The sequence below is a fragment of the Diaphorobacter sp. JS3051 genome, assembly GCF_015832135.1.
Taxonomy (GTDB): Bacteria; Pseudomonadota; Gammaproteobacteria; order Burkholderiales; family Burkholderiaceae_C; genus Diaphorobacter; species Diaphorobacter nitroreducens.
Map to the genome: position 1 here is coordinate 3,877,501 of NZ_CP065406.1, position 15,726 is coordinate 3,893,226.

Genomic DNA, 15,726 nt, shown 5'->3' on the forward strand with positions numbered 1-15,726 from the left:
GCGAAAAGAACCCCGGGAGGGGAGTGAAATAGATCCTGAAACCGCATGCTTACAAAAAGTCGGAGCCCTTAGGGGTGACGGCGTACCTTTTGTATAATGGGTCAGCGACTTACATTCAGTGGCGAGCTTAACCGAATAGGGGAGGCGTAGAGAAATCGAGTCCGAACAGGGCGTTCAGTCGCTGGGTGTAGACCCGAAACCAAGTGATCTATCCATGGCCAGGATGAAGGTGCCGTAACAGGTACTGGAGGTCCGAACCGACTAGTGTTGCAAAACTAGCGGATGAGCTGTGGATAGGGGTGAAAGGCTAAACAAACTTGGAAATAGCTGGTTCTCTCCGAAAACTATTTAGGTAGTGCCTCAAGTATTACCTGCGGGGGTAGAGCACTGTTTTGGCTAGGGGGTCATGGCGACTTACCAAACCAAGGCAAACTCCGAATACTGCAGAGTACAGCTTGGGAGACAGAGCACCGGGTGCTAACGTCCGGACTCAAGAGGGAAACAACCCAGACCGCCAGCTAAGGTCCCTAAAATTGGCTAAGTGGGAAACGAAGTGGGAAGGCTAAAACAGTCAGGATGTTGGCTTAGAAGCAGCCATCATTTAAAGAAAGCGTAATAGCTCACTGATCGAGTCGTCCTGCGCGGAAGATGTAACGGGGCTAAGCCAGTTACCGAAGCTGCGGATGTGCAATTTATTGCACGTGGTAGGAGAGCGTTCTGTAAGCCTGTGAAGGTGTCTGGTAACGGATGCTGGAGGTATCAGAAGTGCGAATGCTGACATGAGTAGCGTTAAAGCGGGTGAAAAGCCCGCTCGCCGTAAGCGCAAGGTTTCCTACGCAACGTTCATCGGCGTAGGGTGAGTCGGCCCCTAAGGCGAGGCAGAGATGCGTAGCTGATGGGAAACAGGTCAATATTCCTGTACCGATCAATAGTGCGATGTGGGGACGGAGAAGGTTAGCTCAGCCAACTGTTGGATATGTTGGTTCAAGCCTGTAGTCGTGCCTGGTAGGCAAATCCGCCGGGCTTAGATGAGGGGTGATAACGAGTCTGCTTGCAGACGAAGTGAGTGATACCCTGCTTCCAGGAAAAGCCACTAAGCTTCAGCTATTGACGACCGTACCGCAAACCGACACTGGTGCGCGAGATGAGTATTCTAAGGCGCTTGAGAGAACTCAGGAGAAGGAACTCGGCAAATTGATACCGTAACTTCGGGAGAAGGTATGCCGCAAGTAGGTGAACTTGTACAAAGGGAGCCCAAAGCGGTTGCAAAAAATCGGTGGCTGCGACTGTTTAATAAAAACACAGCACTCTGCAAACACGAAAGTGGACGTATAGGGTGTGACGCCTGCCCGGTGCTGGAAGATTAAATGATGGGGTGCAAGCTCTTGATTGAAGTCCCAGTAAACGGCGGCCGTAACTATAACGGTCCTAAGGTAGCGAAATTCCTTGTCGGGTAAGTTCCGACCTGCACGAATGGCGTAACGATGGCCACACTGTCTCCTCCTGAGACTCAGCGAAGTTGAAATGTTTGTGATGATGCAATCTCCCCGCGGAAAGACGGAAAGACCCCATGAACCTTTACTGTAGCTTTGTATTGGACTTTGAACGGATCTGTGTAGGATAGGTGGGAGGCTTTGAAGTGAGGTCGCTAGATCTCATGGAGCCAACGTTGAAATACCACCCTGGTGCGTTTGAGGTTCTAACCTAGGTCCATTATCTGGATCGGGGACAGTGCATGGTAGGCAGTTTGACTGGGGCGGTCTCCTCCCAAAGCGTAACGGAGGAGTTCGAAGGTACGCTAGTTACGGTCGGACATCGTGACGATAGTGCAATGGCATAAGCGTGCTTAACTGCGAGACTGACAAGTCGAGCAGATGCGAAAGCAGGACATAGTGATCCGGTGGTTCTGTATGGAAGGGCCATCGCTCAACGGATAAAAGGTACTCTGGGGATAACAGGCTGATACCGCCCAAGAGTTCATATCGACGGCGGTGTTTGGCACCTCGATGTCGGCTCATCTCATCCTGGGGCTGTAGTCGGTCCCAAGGGTATGGCTGTTCGCCATTTAAAGAGGTACGTGAGCTGGGTTTAAAACGTCGTGAGACAGTTTGGTCCCTATCTTCCGTGGGCGCTGCAGATTTGAGGAAGCCTGCTCCTAGTACGAGAGGACCGGAGTGGACACACCTCTGGTGTATCGGTTGTCACGCCAGTGGCATTGCCGAGTAGCTAAGTGTGGAAGAGATAACCGCTGAAAGCATCTAAGCGGGAAACTCGTTTCAAGATGAGATCTGCCGGGGCCTTGAGCCCCCTGAAGGGTCGTTGTAGACCACGACGTTGATAGGCTGGGTGTGGAAGTGCAGCAATGCATTAAGCTAACCAGTACTAATTGCCCGTGCGGCTTGACCCTATAACTTTGACTGCCAATCGCAGTTCAAGACTGTTATGCCAAGTACGCAATCAAATCCACGCTGATTCACAGACTCTATGAATTCGCTGTGCAGTCCTCACTGCTCAGCAACCCTTTATGCCTGATGACCATAGCAAGTTGGTCCCACTCCTTCCCATCCCGAACAGGACAGTGAAACGACTTCGCGCCGATGATAGTGCGGGTTCCCGTGTGAAAGTAGGTCATCGTCAGGCTCTTACAGCCCAAACCGCCCTCCCACTAACACAGTGGGAGGGCGTTTTGCTTTGCAGCGATAACGCCGTATTTCATGCAGCTTCAGGACATTCTCTATTCGCAAGGATTCGGCACGCGCCGCATTTGCGCCGGCTTGATTCAGCAGGGCAGAGTTGCCATTCATGCGACAGGCACCCTAGAGCCCACGATCTGCCAAGACGCGACGCAGGATATTGATGTCGAAGGTTTGGTGTTGCGCGTTCAAGGAGTGGATTGGCCATACCAACCCAGGGCCTATGTCATGCTCCATAAGCCTGCAGGAACCGAGTGTTCGCAAAAGCCATCGGCCTATCCCAGCATCTACACGTTGTTGCCCGCTCCGCTTAGGCAGAGGCCCAGCAAGGGTTCTGTGGATGGTGTGCAGGCCGTGGGGCGCTTGGACCAGGACACCACCGGTTTGCTGTTACTCAGTGACGATGGGCAATTCATCCACCGCATGAGTTCGCCCAAAAAGCATGTGCCAAAGGTGTACCGTGTGACTGCCAAGCATCCGCTGACCAAGGAGCAGGTCGACCGCTTGCTGGGAGGTGTGGTGCTCGATGATGACCCACGCCCTGTGCGGGCGGCTGCCTGCGCGCTAGTCGACGCGCATGTGCTTGACCTGACCCTGACGGAAGGGAAGTACCACCAAGTGAAGCGCATGATTGCCGCGGTAGGCAATCGGGTGGAAGCCTTGCATCGGTCGCACATCGGCCGTTTGGCATTGCCGGCGGATATGCAGCCGGGGGAGTGGCGTTGGCTCGGCGAAGAGGACCTCGCCCTGCTGCGGTAGCGAAAGACAGACAAGTGGTCTGCGCCCGTCGCGATCCAATAGGCGGTTGCGTCAACGTCGCGCACATCGCGTCCGTTGTCTGCAAGTCACTTCTGTGAGTGATGTCCGAATGTTCGCAGGCGGGTGCCCAGTAGGAAGGGGAGCAGGGTGGTCAATCAGATGATGAGGCGCGTGGCATGCGCGTGGTGGGCTGCTTGGCTGGTGTGGGGAACGTCCGCTGGTGCGAGTGAGCCACCGGTGTTCGTTCTCAATTCGCTGCAGGCGGACATCAGCGTCATCGACCCCGCGACCTGGACCGAAATCGGCCGTATTGCCACTGGCAAGGAGCCGCACCACCTGTACCTCACGCCTGACGAGAAATCGCTGATTGTTGCCAACGCGCTCGGCGATAGCCTGACCTTCGTGGACCCGGCCACTGCGCAAGTGCAGCGTACGGTGCGGGGGATCGTGGATCCTTACCACTTGCGGTTATCACCTGACATGAAATGGTTGGTCACGGCGGCCAACCGCCTCAACCATGTGGACTTCTACCGTTGGGACGGCAAGGAGCTCACGCTCGTGCAGCGCGTGTCCACTGGCAAGACGCCAAGCCACCTGTGGATCGATGCCGGCAGCCGCACGGTGTATTCGACCATGCAGGACAGCGATGAGCTGGTGGCCATCGATATATCGACGCAAAAGATCAAGTGGCGCACAAAGACAGGTGCCATGCCGGCGGATGTGTACGGCAGCCCCGACGGCAAGCATCTTTTTGTCGGCCTTACCGGCAGCGATAGCGTGGAGGTCTTCGACATTGTCGGTGAGCAGCCGCGCAGCGTGCAACGCATCAAGACGGGAGATGGCGCCCATGCCTTTCGCGCTGCGGGCGACGGTCGCCATCTGTTCGTGAGCAACCGAGTGGCCAATACCATCAGCAAGATCGACATGCAGGCGCTGCGCGTGGTGGATGGCTATCCGGCGCCCGGCGGGCCGGACTGCATGGATGTCTCGGCGGATGGTCGCTGGCTCTACGTCAGCGCCCGCTGGGCGCGCAAGATGCTCGTGATCGACACGGTGGAGCGCAAGGTGGCACGGGCCGTTCAAGTGGGCAAGTCTCCCCACGGCGTTTGGACACTCCGACATGCCAGGCGCTGAGCCACGCGGCCGCTCCCCCAGAGCACGGCGGAGGTGGCATATTTGTTGCGCTTCAATTTTGATAGCTGCTGGCGCTTATCCAGCAAGCGCTACAGGCCAAAATGACTGCAAAGGCGCTGTGTACCTGACTTTTGACACTGGCCACATGGGCGTTGCGCATCTGGTGGCCGAGGTGCTTCAGCGCCAGCAGGTCAAGGCGACCTTCTTTGCCGCAGACGAACCGACTCAGACGGGCGGCAGCAGCCTGGATGGCTACTGGGCGCCCTGGTGGCGCGCGCGCGCTGCAGAAGGGCACGAGTTCGCATCGCACACGCTGCACCATGTGTACTGGCGTGCCGACCAGGGGACGCCGCTGCAGCCGCGGTTCAAGGTCAGACCATCGGCCGGTCCTCAGGCAGGTCAGGACCTGACGATGACGGGGGCGCAATACTGCGCACAGATCGATGGCGCTGCGAGCCGGTTGCGTGTCCTGACGGGCCGGGAGCCGCTCCCGCTATTCCGCGCGCCGGGCGGCAAGACCTCGCAGCGCCTGCTGGAGGCTGCCAAATCCTGCGGTTATACGCATGTGGGATGGAGTGCTGCGGGATTCCTCGGGGACGAGCTGCCCAGCGACCACTACAGCAATACGGCCCTGCTGGAGCGTGCGTTGCGCACCGTTCGTGACGGCGACATCCTGCTGGCGCATCTGGGCATCTGGTCACGCAAGGATCCATGGGCACCCGCTGTGCTGGAGCCTCTCGTCAAAGGCCTGAAGGCGCGGGGCCTGTGCTTTCGCACGCTGCGCGAGCATCCTGTGTACGGAGCACAAGCGCAGAGAAAATGACACAACGCCCGGCTATGCTGCCGCGCACCCACGCAACGCCACGGTGACTCATGTCAGGGCTGACCTATTTATTCGATACCGCGCAGCAATGGCTGTTCGAGACGCTGGTACAGCCCGCGCTCTTCATGCTGGGCCAGGCCAATGTGCTGGAGGACGGTTATGCCGCCACCGGGTGGCTGCTGGTGGGACTGCTGCAACTGGGGGTGATGGTCGCGGTGATCGGGCCTTTGGAGCGTTGGCGCCCGGTGGAGCTGTTGCGCGACCGTGATGCCGTGCACGTGGACATGCTTTACACGCTGATCCATCGCCTGGGTCTTTTTCGCCTGGCACTGTTCTTCACCACGGAGCCTCTGTGGAATGCACTGTTTGGCGCCCTGCGCGCCCATGGCTGGAAGACCCTGCAGCTGGATGCGCTCTGGCCGGGTGTCTCCGACTTGCCCGTCGTGAGCCTGCTGCTATACCTGCTGGTGTTCGACTTCGTGGACTATGGGATCCACCGCGGCCAGCACCGCTTTGAATGGTGGTGGAGGCTGCATGCGCTCCACCATTCGCAGCGGCAGATGACGATGTGGAGCGACAACCGCAACCATCTGCTGGACGATCTGCTGCGCGATGCCATCATCGTGTTCGTCGCGCAGTGCATTGGTGTGGCGCCGGGGCAGTTTGTCGCCATCGTGGCCCTCACGCAGCTCAGCGAGAACCTGCACCACGCCAACCTGCGCCTGTGGTTCGGCCAGGTGGGCGAGCGCCTGTGGGTCAGCCCGCGTTTCCACCGCATGCACCACGCCATGGGCGTGGGCCCTGAAGCTGCACCTGGGCAGGGAACCGATCAGCACCTGCATGCGGCAGTGCCCGGGGGCAACAACTTCGGCGTGTTGTTGCCGTGGTGGGACATGTTGTTCGGTACGGCCAACTTCGAGCATCGCTACGAGCCCACGGGCGTGCGCGACCAGGTGGAGGCGGACGCGGACGGCCGCGTGCGTGATTACGGGCGGGGGTTCTGGGCGCAGCAGTGGCGCGGCCTGCTGCGGCTGGTGGGGCGGGCGTAGAGAGCCGATCGCGCTATGCTCGCGCGCATGGGGCTTTTCATCGATTCCTTCTGGCGCGCAGTGGGCTATTGCCTGATGCCGCGCGTCATTGCGCTGTCGCTGTTGCCGCTGGTGCTGATCACGGTGGTGGCGCTGGGCGGCGGCTACCTGTTCTGGACAACTGCCGTGGCCTGGACGCAGACGGCGCTGGAAAGCTCCACCTGGCTGGGCCTGCTGTGGGGGTGGCTGCACAACTTTGGCGTGGATAACCTGCCCGTGGCGCTAGCGCCGCTGCTGGTGCTCATGGGAGCCACGCCACTGATCGTCATTGTCTGCGTGCTCGCGGTGGCCGTATTGATGGCCCCTGCCATCGTGACTCTGGTGGCGCAGCGGCGTTTTGCGCAACTGCAGCGCAAGCGGGGCGGTTCATTCCTTGCCAGCGTGCTGTGGTCTCTGGGGTCGACCATCGCGGCGCTCATTGCGCTGGTGCTGTCCATGCCGCTGTGGCTGGTCCCGCCGCTGGTGTTGATCCTGCCTCCGCTCATCTGGGGATGGCTCACCTACCGTGTCATGGCCTTTGACGCACTGGCCGAACACGCGAGCAAGCCGGAGCGGCAGGAGATTTTCAAGCGCCATCAGCTCAGCCTGCTGAGCATTGGCGTGCTGAGCGGATTTCTAGGGGCCGCGCCCGGCATTGTCTGGGCGTCGGGCGTGGTGTTCGCAGCGGCGTTCCTCGTCCTGGTGCCGATCGCCATCTGGATCTACACGCTGGTGTTCGCCTTCTCATCGCTGTGGTTCACGCATTTCTGTCTGGCCGCGCTGCAACAGCTGCGCGAGCAGCGAGGCGAACGCCCGCCGGGCGATACGCCTGCAACCGCCGCGCCCGCAACGCCAGCGCCTTCTTTGCCATCCTCGTCTCACCTGCAGGACAACCCATGACACCGGCTTTCGGCCTCATCATCGTTGGCGATGAAATCCTCTCGGGCAAGCGGGCGGACAAGCACCTCGCCAAGGTCATCGAACTGCTTGCGGCACGCGGGCTTGCGCTGTCCTATGCGGACTACGTAGGCGACGACCGTCCGCGCATCACGGCGGCGCTGCAGCGCGCCTTCGCCTCGTCGGACATCGTGTTCAGCTGCGGCGGCATTGGTGCCACTCCCGACGACCACACACGCCAGTGCGCGGCGGCCGCGCTGCAGCGCCCGTTGGTCCTGCACCCCGAGGCCAAGCGCCTGATCACCGAGCGCATGCAGGATGTGGCACGGGAACAGGGCGAGGCGTTCGACCCCGACCGCGCCGACAATCTGCATCGGCTGAACATGGGCGTTTTTCCTGAGGGTGCGCGCATCATTCCCAACCCTTACAACAAGATCCCCGGCTTCTCGTGTGACGGCCCTGGGGGCGGCATGGTGCATTTCGTGCCGGGGTTCCCGGTCATGGCTTGGCCTATGGTGGACTGGGCACTCCAGCATTACTGTGCCCCGTGGTTCAACCAGCAGCCGCAGATGGAGCGCTCCGTCGTGCTTTACGGCGCGATGGAAGCCGCGCTGACCCCGCTCATGGAGCGGGTCGAGGCCGGACATCCGGGGATCAAGGTGTTCAGCCTGCCGAGCGTGGACCACCCGGTACACGGGCGCCATGTGGAATTGGGCGTCAAGGGGGCCGCTGCCTTGGTGCCTGCCGCGTGGCAGGCGCTGCAGGAAGGTTTGCACCAAACAGGTGCATCCATAGGCCCTGAAATGGTGCGCAAATGGTAAGAAGGCGGGCCACTTAAAATCCTGCACGCGTTTGGTGCGCCGTCGCAGGGCTCTGCGCCCGGCTTGCCCCGTACGGGTGTCCCCATTCGCTGGCACGCAAACTGCTTTTCTGTGCGCATCATTGTTGATGAGCACTTCTATCCCTGGAGAACCCTGATGGCCAAGACCGTTGCAGACGTGATGAAGATGGTGAAGGAAAACGAAGTCAAGTTCGTGGACTTCCGCTTCACGGATACCCGCGGCAAGGAACAGCACGTCACCGTGCCGATCTCGCACTTCGACGAAGACAAGTTCGCCTCGGGCCATGCGTTCGACGGCTCGTCGGTCGCCGGCTGGAAGGGGATCGAGGCGTCGGACATGCTGCTCATGCCCGATCCGAACACCGCCAACATCGACCCGTTCTTCGAAGAAACCACCATGATCATGGCGTGTGACGTGGTGGAGCCGGCCGACGGCAAGGCCTACGACCGCGACCCGCGCTCCATCGCCAAGCGTGCCGAGGCGTACCTGAAGGCCTCCGGCATGGGCGACACGGCCTATTTCGGCCCGGAGCCCGAGTTCTTCATCTTCGACGGCGTGCGCTGGAGCACCGATCCCAACCACACCTTCTACGAGATCGAAGAGTACGAAGCCCCCTGGAATACCGGCGCCAAGCTCGAAGGCGGCAACCGTGGCCACCGTCCCACCACCAAGGGCGGCTATTTCCCCGTGCCCCCGGTCGACAGCACGCAGGACATGCGCGCCGAGATGTCCCTGATCCTTGAATCCCTGGGCATTCCGGTCGAGGTGTTCCACCACGAAGTGGCCGGTGCCGGCCAGAACGAGATCGGCACCCGGTTCAGCACGCTGGTGGAGCGTGCCGACTGGACCATGCTGCAGAAGTACGTGATCCACAACGTGGCCAACGCCTACGGCAAGACCGCCACCTTCATGCCCAAGCCCTACCACGGCGACAACGGCTCGGGCATGCACGTGCACCAGTCGGTCTGGAAGGACGGCAAGAACCTGTTCGCCGGCGACGGCTATGCGGGTCTGTCGGACTTCGCGCTGTACTACATCGGCGGCATCATCAAGCACGCCCGCGCACTGAACGCCATCACGAACCCTGGCACCAACAGCTACAAGCGCCTGGTGCCGCACTTCGAGGCGCCGGTGAAGCTGGCCTACTCGGCCAAGAACCGCTCGGCCTCCATCCGCATCCCGTTCGTGGCCAACCCGAAGGGCCGCCGCGTGGAAGCGCGCTTCCCCGATCCGCTGATGAACCCCTACCTGGGCTTTGCGGCCCTGCTGATGGCGGGTCTGGACGGCGTGGAAAACAAGATCCACCCGGGCGAAGCCGCTACCAAGGACCTGTACCACCTGCCGCCGGAGGAAGACAAGCTGGTGCCCACCGTGTGCCACAGCCTGGACCAGGCGCTGGAAGCGCTGAACAAGGACCGCGCGTTCCTGACCAAGGGCGGCGTGTTCACCGACTCCATGCTCGACGCCTACATCGAGCTGAAGATGCAGGAAGTCACGCGCTTCCGCATGGCCGTGCATCCCGTCGAGTACGACATGTACTACTCGCTGTGATGGCAGGGGCTCAGGCCCCCGACTGTTGTCAACAAGGCGGCTCCGGCCGCCTTTTTCTATGGACGGGCTGCGTGCGGGGTTGACGGAGCACGGCAGCCCGTCGCACCAAAACCGCAGCGTTGGGCCGTCGCAATTGGCGGGTTGGAGTGATTGGGGGATACTCACCGGCACCGCGCATGCCCGACGCATGCCATGTGAGGAATTCGATGAAAAGCACTTTGTTCGCCCTGACCGTTATCGCCGCCGTGCTGCAGCCCGCCTGGGCGCAGGACCGCATCTACCGCTGCGGCAACGAATACACCAACAACGCCACGCAGGCCAAGGAGCGCGGCTGCAAGCTCGTGGAAGGTGGCAATGTGACGGTGCTGCAGGGTTCGCGACCGGCGGCGGCCTCCTCGGGCGGCAGCGCCGGCGCTTCCGGTGCCAGCGCCAGCAGTTCGCCCGCGAACGCTCCGCGCGTGGGCGCGGCCGACCAACGTGCGCGCGACGCCGATGCGCGCGCCATCCTGGAGTCTGAACTGAGCAAGGCGGAAACCCGCCTGGCCGAGTTGCGCAAGGAGTACAACGACGGCTCGCCTCAGCGCACGGCGCTGGAGCTGCGCAACCCGCAGGGCTACATCGAGCGCACGGCCGAGCTCAAGGCCAGCGTGGCCCGGGCCGAGGCCGATGTGGCCGGCATCAAGCGCGAACTCTCGCGCCTGAACAAGTAAACGCCGCGGTCCCCGCGTGCGGCACAAAGGCGCGATCATCCAAGAGCCCACCCCAACGGACCGCTACCAGGCGCTGGACCTCGTCTCCACGCTGATTGCCGTGCTGCACCCCGGCGGGGCGGCTATCTTCGTCAACGCAGCGCTGGAAAACGCCCTGGGCCTGTCGCGCCGCACGCTGGAAGGCGTGGACTTCGCCGGCCTGTTCACCGATCCGACCATCCTGCAGACGGCGCTGGCCGGCGCGCGCGGGCGCGACTTCGCGGCGCTGCGCTTCGAAGCCGTGCTGCGCCGCTCGCCGCAGGAGCCTTTGCCGGTGCACGCCAGCGTGGCGGTGGTGGAGCACAGCGGCGACGTGATCGTAGAGCTGTGGCCCCTGGAGGCGCAGGCGCGCCAGGACCGCGAGGAGCGGCTGCGCGAGCAGGCGCAGGCCAACAAGGAGCTGATCCGCAATCTGGCGCACGAGATCAAGAACCCGCTGGGCGGCATCCGAGGGGCGGCGCAGCTGCTGGAGATGGAGCTGGAAAGCCGCGACCTGACCGAGTACACCCAGGTCATCATCCACGAGGCCGACCGCCTGCAAAGCCTGGTGGACCGGCTGCTGGCGCCGCACCGTCACCCGCACCTCGTCGGCGATGTGAATATCCACGAAGTCTGCGAGCGCGTGCGCTCCCTGGTACTGGTCGAGCATCCGCAGGGCCTGGCCGTGCTGCGCGACTATGACACCTCCATCCCTGAGTTTCGCGGCGACCGCGCGCAGCTCATCCAGGCCGTGCTGAACATCGTGCAGAACGCGGCGCAGGCGTTGCACGAGCGCATTGCCGCGGGCGACGCGGTCATCACGCTGCGCACGCGCGTGGCGCGGCAGGTCACGTTCGGGCGCCAACGCTACCGGCTGGCATTGGAATTGCATGTCATCGACAACGGACCGGGCGTGCCCGAAGCCATCAAGGAGCGGATCTTCTATCCGCTGGTGACGGGGCGGGACGGGGGATCGGGACTGGGCTTGACGCTGGCGCAAACCTTTGTGCAGCGACACCATGGGCTCATTGAGTGCGAGAGCCAGCCGGGCCGCACCGACTTCCGCATCCTCATACCACTGCCTTGAGTCCCTGACACGCACGACCCCAACGGGTAAAGGTAAAGGGAGCTGGAACACATGAAGCCGATCTGGATAGTAGACGACGACCCTTCGATCCGCTTCGTCCTCGAAAAGGCGCTGGCGCGCGAAAACCTGCCCACGCGCAGCTTCACGCAGGCGCGCGATGTACTGGACGCGCTGGCCGATGTGGCCGCGGGCGACCCCACCCACCAGGGACCGCAGGTCCTGGTGAGCGATATCCGCATGCCGGGCGGCTCCGGCCTGCAACTGCTGGAGAAGGTGCGCGGCCTGCAACCCGGTCTGCCGGTCATCGTGATGACGGCGTATTCCGACCTGGACAGCGCCGTGTCCGCCTTCCAGGGCGGCGCCTTTGAATACCTGCCCAAGCCGTTTGACCTGCCCAAGGCGGTGGAGCTGATCCGCCGCGCCGTGGAGGAAAGCCAGCGCGAGGAGGTCGCCGAGCAGCAGCTCACCGCGATGCCCGAGATGCTGGGCCAGGCACCCGCCATGCAGGACGTGTTCCGCGCCATCGGCCGTCTGAGCCAGAGCGTGGTCACGGTGCTGATCACGGGCGAATCTGGCTCGGGCAAGGAACTCGTGGCGCGCGCGCTGCACAAGCACTCGCCCGTGGCGGGTGGGCCCTTCGTGGCCATCAACACTGCGGCCATCCCGAAGGACCTGCTGGAGAGCGAGCTCTTCGGCCATGAGCGCGGTGCCTTCACGGGTGCGCAGACGCAGCGGCGCGGGCGCTTCGAGCAGGCCGAGGGCGGCACACTGTTCCTTGACGAAATCGGCGACATGCCCTTCGACCTGCAGACGCGCCTGCTGCGCGTGCTGTCGGACGGGCAGTTCTACCGCGTGGGCGGCCATGCCGCCGTGAAGGCCAATGTGCGGGTGATCGCCGCTACGCACCAGAACCTGGAGCAGCGCGTGAAGGACGGTGCCTTCCGCGAGGACCTGTTCCACCGCCTCAACGTGATCCGCCTGCGCCTGCCGGCGCTGCGCGAGCGCAGCGAAGACGTGGCCATGCTCACACGCTACTTCCTGCAGCGCAGCGCAAGGCAACTGGGCGTGGAGCCCAAGCGCATCTCCGACGCAGCGCTGGCCCTGCTCACACGCTTTGCCTTCCCCGGCAACGTGCGCCAGCTGGAGAACATCTGCCACTGGCTGACGGTGATGGCGCCCGCGCAGGTCATCTCGGCGCAGGACCTGCCGCCCGAGGTGCTGGAGGCCACGCCGCATCCCGCCGCGCCGTTGCAGGGCGTGGCGGACGAGGTCGCCGCTGGCGCGACGAGCGCGTCGACCCCCGCGCTGCCGCCTGCGCCGGCGGGCCTGCGCACCGACCAGGCCGCTGCCCTGGATGGCATGGGCTGGGAGCCCGCGCTGGTGAGCGAGGCCCAGCAGCTGCTGCGCAGCGGCCAGGCCGACGTGTGGGACGTGCTCACGCGGCGTTTCGAGTCGCGCCTGATCCGCACGGCGCTGCAGGCCACGCACGGGCGGCGCATGGAAGCAGCGCAGCGCCTGGGCATCGGCCGCAACACCATCACGCGCAAGATCCAGGAACTGGGCCTGGATGCGCACGATGATGAGTGAAACAAGGCGCTGGCGCTTTAAGAGAAAGCGCTGGCAGCTATTGATTCGATAGCATAAGGCCTTGTGGCGCGCATGCACAGCGTGCGCGTGAGTCCTACAGGCAGGGGCTGCCGTCACCGACCCGATGGTGCCCGGGGGGCTTCAACAATGAATTCATTGTTCAACCAACCGGAGTCGATACATGTCGGATTTCAAGGATGCCAATCGTGACCCCCTGACCAATGAACCGGGGGCCCACCCCATCGGCACGGGCGTAGGCGCCGCGGGCGGAGCCGTTGCGGGCGCCGCCACGGGCGCCATCGGCGGCCCCATCGGTGCTGCCGTGGGCGGTGTGGCGGGAGCCATTGTCGGCGGTCTGGCCGGCAAGGCGGCGGCCGAGGCGGTCAACCCCACGGCCGAGGACGCCTATTGGCGTGAAACCTATCAGCGCGAACCGTACTACGTGACCGGCCGGGCCTACGAAGAATACCGCCCCGCCTATGAGATGGGCTGGAGCGCCGCCAGCCGCTACCCCGGTGATTTTGAAACGGTGGAGCCCGAACTGTCGCGCGACTGGGGCCGCGCCCGGGCCCAAAGCTCGCTGGAATGGGCGCAGGCCCAGCCCGCCGCGCGCGCCGCGTGGGACCGCGTGCGCCGCAACCCCACGGTAACCGCGTCGGGCACCGCGGCAGGCGCCACGCTGATGGACAACGAGGACGTGGTGGACGTGCTGGACGATCTGCTGGAATGCAGCCGCGACGGCGAGTACGGGTTTCGCACCTCGGCCGAGCGTGCGGATTCGCCCGAACTCAAGAGCCTGCTGGAGCGCCGCGCCCAGGAATGCGCAACCGCCGCCGCGGAGCTGGAGAGTGCGATCCGCAGCCACGGCGGCGAGCCCTCCAGCGGCGGCACCATGGCCGGCGCGCTGCACCGCGGCTGGGTGTCGGTGAAGGCGGCGTTGAGTACCTAGTCGGCCCTGAAATATTCATTTCAAGCCTGGGAGAGCCTGCCAGCCCCCAAGGTCAGCCGGTTGGCCAGGGCTGTGCACAGGGTTGATCGGGCATCAGCAGCCCAAGAGCGCATGTCCATCACAGCGGCCAGCCAAGAACGCTCCTGTGTGCTGGCTTGCAGCAGGCACAAAAAAACCACCTGCAAGAAGGCCACCCCCTTCTTGACGATCATGCGCAGCAGCCACTTGATGTTGTAGCCGGCCGCGCACAGCACCGCGTGCAGGCGGTCGCCCTGTTCGCCCTTGAGGTGGCAGCGACCCATGCGGTGATCGGCCTTGAGGTGCCCGATGATGGGTTCAATAGCCTGGCGCCGCCTGAGCAGCTTTCTTTCCTGCTCACTGATCCGCTTGGCCTTGCCCCGGTGCACGATGTGCACATCCGGGTTGTCCGCATCCACCCCCCGGTAGCCCAGATCAACGAACGCTGTCGCTGGTTTTGCATCGCTGTCCTGCATCAGGATCGTGGCCTGCTCCAGTTGCTCTGTGAGGGTGTGACCATCGTACGGGTTGCCGTGGAAGGCCCGGGCGCCCACGATCAGGTTGCCTTTGAGCGTGCTGGCAATGCCCACCTTCACGCCGAACTCGTAGGGCTGCTTGGCCTTGCCTTTGCTGATGCAGTCCACCTCCGGGGCATGCCAGGCGTACAGCTTGGGCTGTCCATCCACCGCCTTGCGCTGGCCGCTCTGGGCCACGATGCGCGCGGCCTTGCTCAATGTCTGGGCGAGCGCTTGGCGCACGGCTTGCCCGATGGCGCTGGCCCCAGTGGCGATCTTCCTCTCGATCTCGCGCTGCAGCCGCCCGACGATGGTGCGCTGGCGCTTGATGGCGCGGCGCATGCGCTTGAACTGGCGCGCGTGGGCATAGCGCCCGGCCTTGCGGCCCAGCTCCTTGCCTTCCTTGGCAAAGGTCTGCTTCAAGTCGATGCCGGCACCCTTGGCTGCTTCGACCAGCTTGACCCTGGCTGTCTCCAGCAGGCGGCTGTCGGTGGGGTGCGCAATCGCCTTGTGCTGCACCGTGCTGTCCACGATCACGCGAGAGAGCTCCTGCGGCTTGATCAGCTTGAGTTCAACGGCCACGTTGATGGTCTGCGCCAGCAGCTCTTCCACGCCTTCTTCGCCCAGCAACTGACGGAACTTGACCAGGGTGGTGGCGTCGCAGGGCTGGCGGTCTTCGTAGTACGCGCAGCCCGAGAAGAACTGCCAGCGCGGGGTGTCGGCCCAGCGGGCCACCACGCCCTCATCGGATTCGTTGAACGCGTGCTTGAGGTACAGCAGCGAGACCATGATGCGCAGCGCCACGCGCGGGCGCCCGGCCTTGCTGGCCGCAGCCTGGCGCTGGGGCTTCTCGCCGAACAAATCCAGATCGGGCATGGCCTGCCCGGCGTGGGCCTTGCGCACCAGCAGGTGGGCCACCCGCGCCTCGATCTCCTGCCAGGGCATGCGCGAAGACAGCACCGCCAGCGGATGGCGCAGATCGATCATCTGGTCGATGCGCGAGCGGAAGAAATCGTCGGTGGCGGGGCAGGTGAACATCACGGCACGAAACTCCCAGAAATCAAGGCGGATGCGCT

The 15,726-nt window shown here is 63.3% G+C and carries 10 protein-coding genes, 2 rRNA genes and 2 pseudogenes (1 of these 14 only partly in view); 13 read left to right on the forward strand and 1 reads right to left on the reverse strand.

Annotated features, from left to right (window positions below):
* The 13 genes and pseudogenes from I3K84_RS18450 to I3K84_RS18510 form a co-directional block, all read left to right on the forward strand.
* Positions 1 to 2,407: ribosomal RNA gene (locus tag I3K84_RS18450) — 23S ribosomal RNA — on the forward strand; it begins 469 nt to the left of the window's first position.
* 120 nt (positions 2,408 to 2,527) lie between these two features.
* Positions 2,528 to 2,640: ribosomal RNA gene (rrf, locus tag I3K84_RS18455) — 5S ribosomal RNA — on the forward strand.
* A 74-nt stretch (positions 2,641 to 2,714) separates the two neighbouring features.
* Entirely contained in the window at positions 2,715 to 3,452 is a 738-nt protein-coding gene (locus I3K84_RS18460) for a 16S rRNA pseudouridine(516) synthase (protein WP_196995145.1), read from the forward strand.
* Between the two features lie 159 nt (positions 3,453 to 3,611).
* Entirely contained in the window at positions 3,612 to 4,586 is a 975-nt protein-coding gene (locus tag I3K84_RS18465; RefSeq protein ID WP_196996135.1) for a YncE family protein, read from the forward strand.
* Positions 4,573 to 5,409 (forward strand): polysaccharide deacetylase family protein, encoded by an 837-nt coding sequence (locus I3K84_RS18470; RefSeq protein WP_196995146.1) that lies wholly within the window; start codon positions 4,573 to 4,575, stop codon positions 5,407 to 5,409. The genes I3K84_RS18465 and I3K84_RS18470 overlap by 14 nt, the downstream gene beginning before the upstream one ends.
* A gap of 50 nt (positions 5,410 to 5,459) precedes the next feature.
* The gene (locus I3K84_RS18475) at positions 5,460 to 6,458 is read left to right on the forward strand and encodes a sterol desaturase family protein (protein ID WP_047351605.1); all 999 of its coding nucleotides are present in this window, start codon (positions 5,460 to 5,462) and stop codon (positions 6,456 to 6,458) included.
* A gap of 15 nt (positions 6,459 to 6,473) precedes the next feature.
* Positions 6,474 to 7,376: an EI24 domain-containing protein gene (locus I3K84_RS18480; protein WP_011804619.1), complete on the forward strand. Its 903-nt coding sequence runs from the start codon at positions 6,474 to 6,476 to the stop codon at positions 7,374 to 7,376.
* Positions 7,373 to 8,194, forward strand: a complete 822-nt coding sequence (locus I3K84_RS18485; RefSeq protein ID WP_088887341.1) for a molybdopterin-binding protein — start codon at positions 7,373 to 7,375, stop codon at positions 8,192 to 8,194. The genes I3K84_RS18480 and I3K84_RS18485 overlap by 4 nt, the downstream gene beginning before the upstream one ends.
* Positions 8,195 to 8,350: 156 nt before the next feature.
* Positions 8,351 to 9,766: a type I glutamate--ammonia ligase gene (glnA, locus tag I3K84_RS18490; protein WP_135147892.1), complete on the forward strand. Its 1,416-nt coding sequence runs from the start codon at positions 8,351 to 8,353 to the stop codon at positions 9,764 to 9,766.
* Positions 9,767 to 9,972: 206 nt separating this feature from the next.
* Entirely contained in the window at positions 9,973 to 10,476 is a 504-nt protein-coding gene (locus I3K84_RS18495; RefSeq protein ID WP_015912808.1) for a hypothetical protein, read from the forward strand.
* 34 nt (positions 10,477 to 10,510) lie between these two features.
* Positions 10,511 to 11,581, forward strand: a complete 1,071-nt coding sequence (gene glnL / locus I3K84_RS18500; protein WP_196996136.1) for a nitrogen regulation protein NR(II) — start codon at positions 10,511 to 10,513, stop codon at positions 11,579 to 11,581.
* A 51-nt stretch (positions 11,582 to 11,632) separates the two neighbouring features.
* Positions 11,633 to 13,168: a nitrogen regulation protein NR(I) gene (ntrC, locus tag I3K84_RS18505; protein WP_196995147.1), complete on the forward strand. Its 1,536-nt coding sequence runs from the start codon at positions 11,633 to 11,635 to the stop codon at positions 13,166 to 13,168.
* Between the two features lie 181 nt (positions 13,169 to 13,349).
* A pseudogene (locus tag I3K84_RS18510) lies at positions 13,350 to 14,114 on the forward strand (PA2169 family four-helix-bundle protein); the annotation flags it as partial.
* Positions 14,115 to 14,235: 121 nt separating this feature from the next.
* Here I3K84_RS18510 and I3K84_RS18515 read toward each other — a convergent pair.
* Positions 14,236 to 15,688: pseudogene (locus I3K84_RS18515) on the reverse strand (IS5 family transposase).
* Between the last annotated feature and the right edge of the window lie 38 nt (positions 15,689 to 15,726).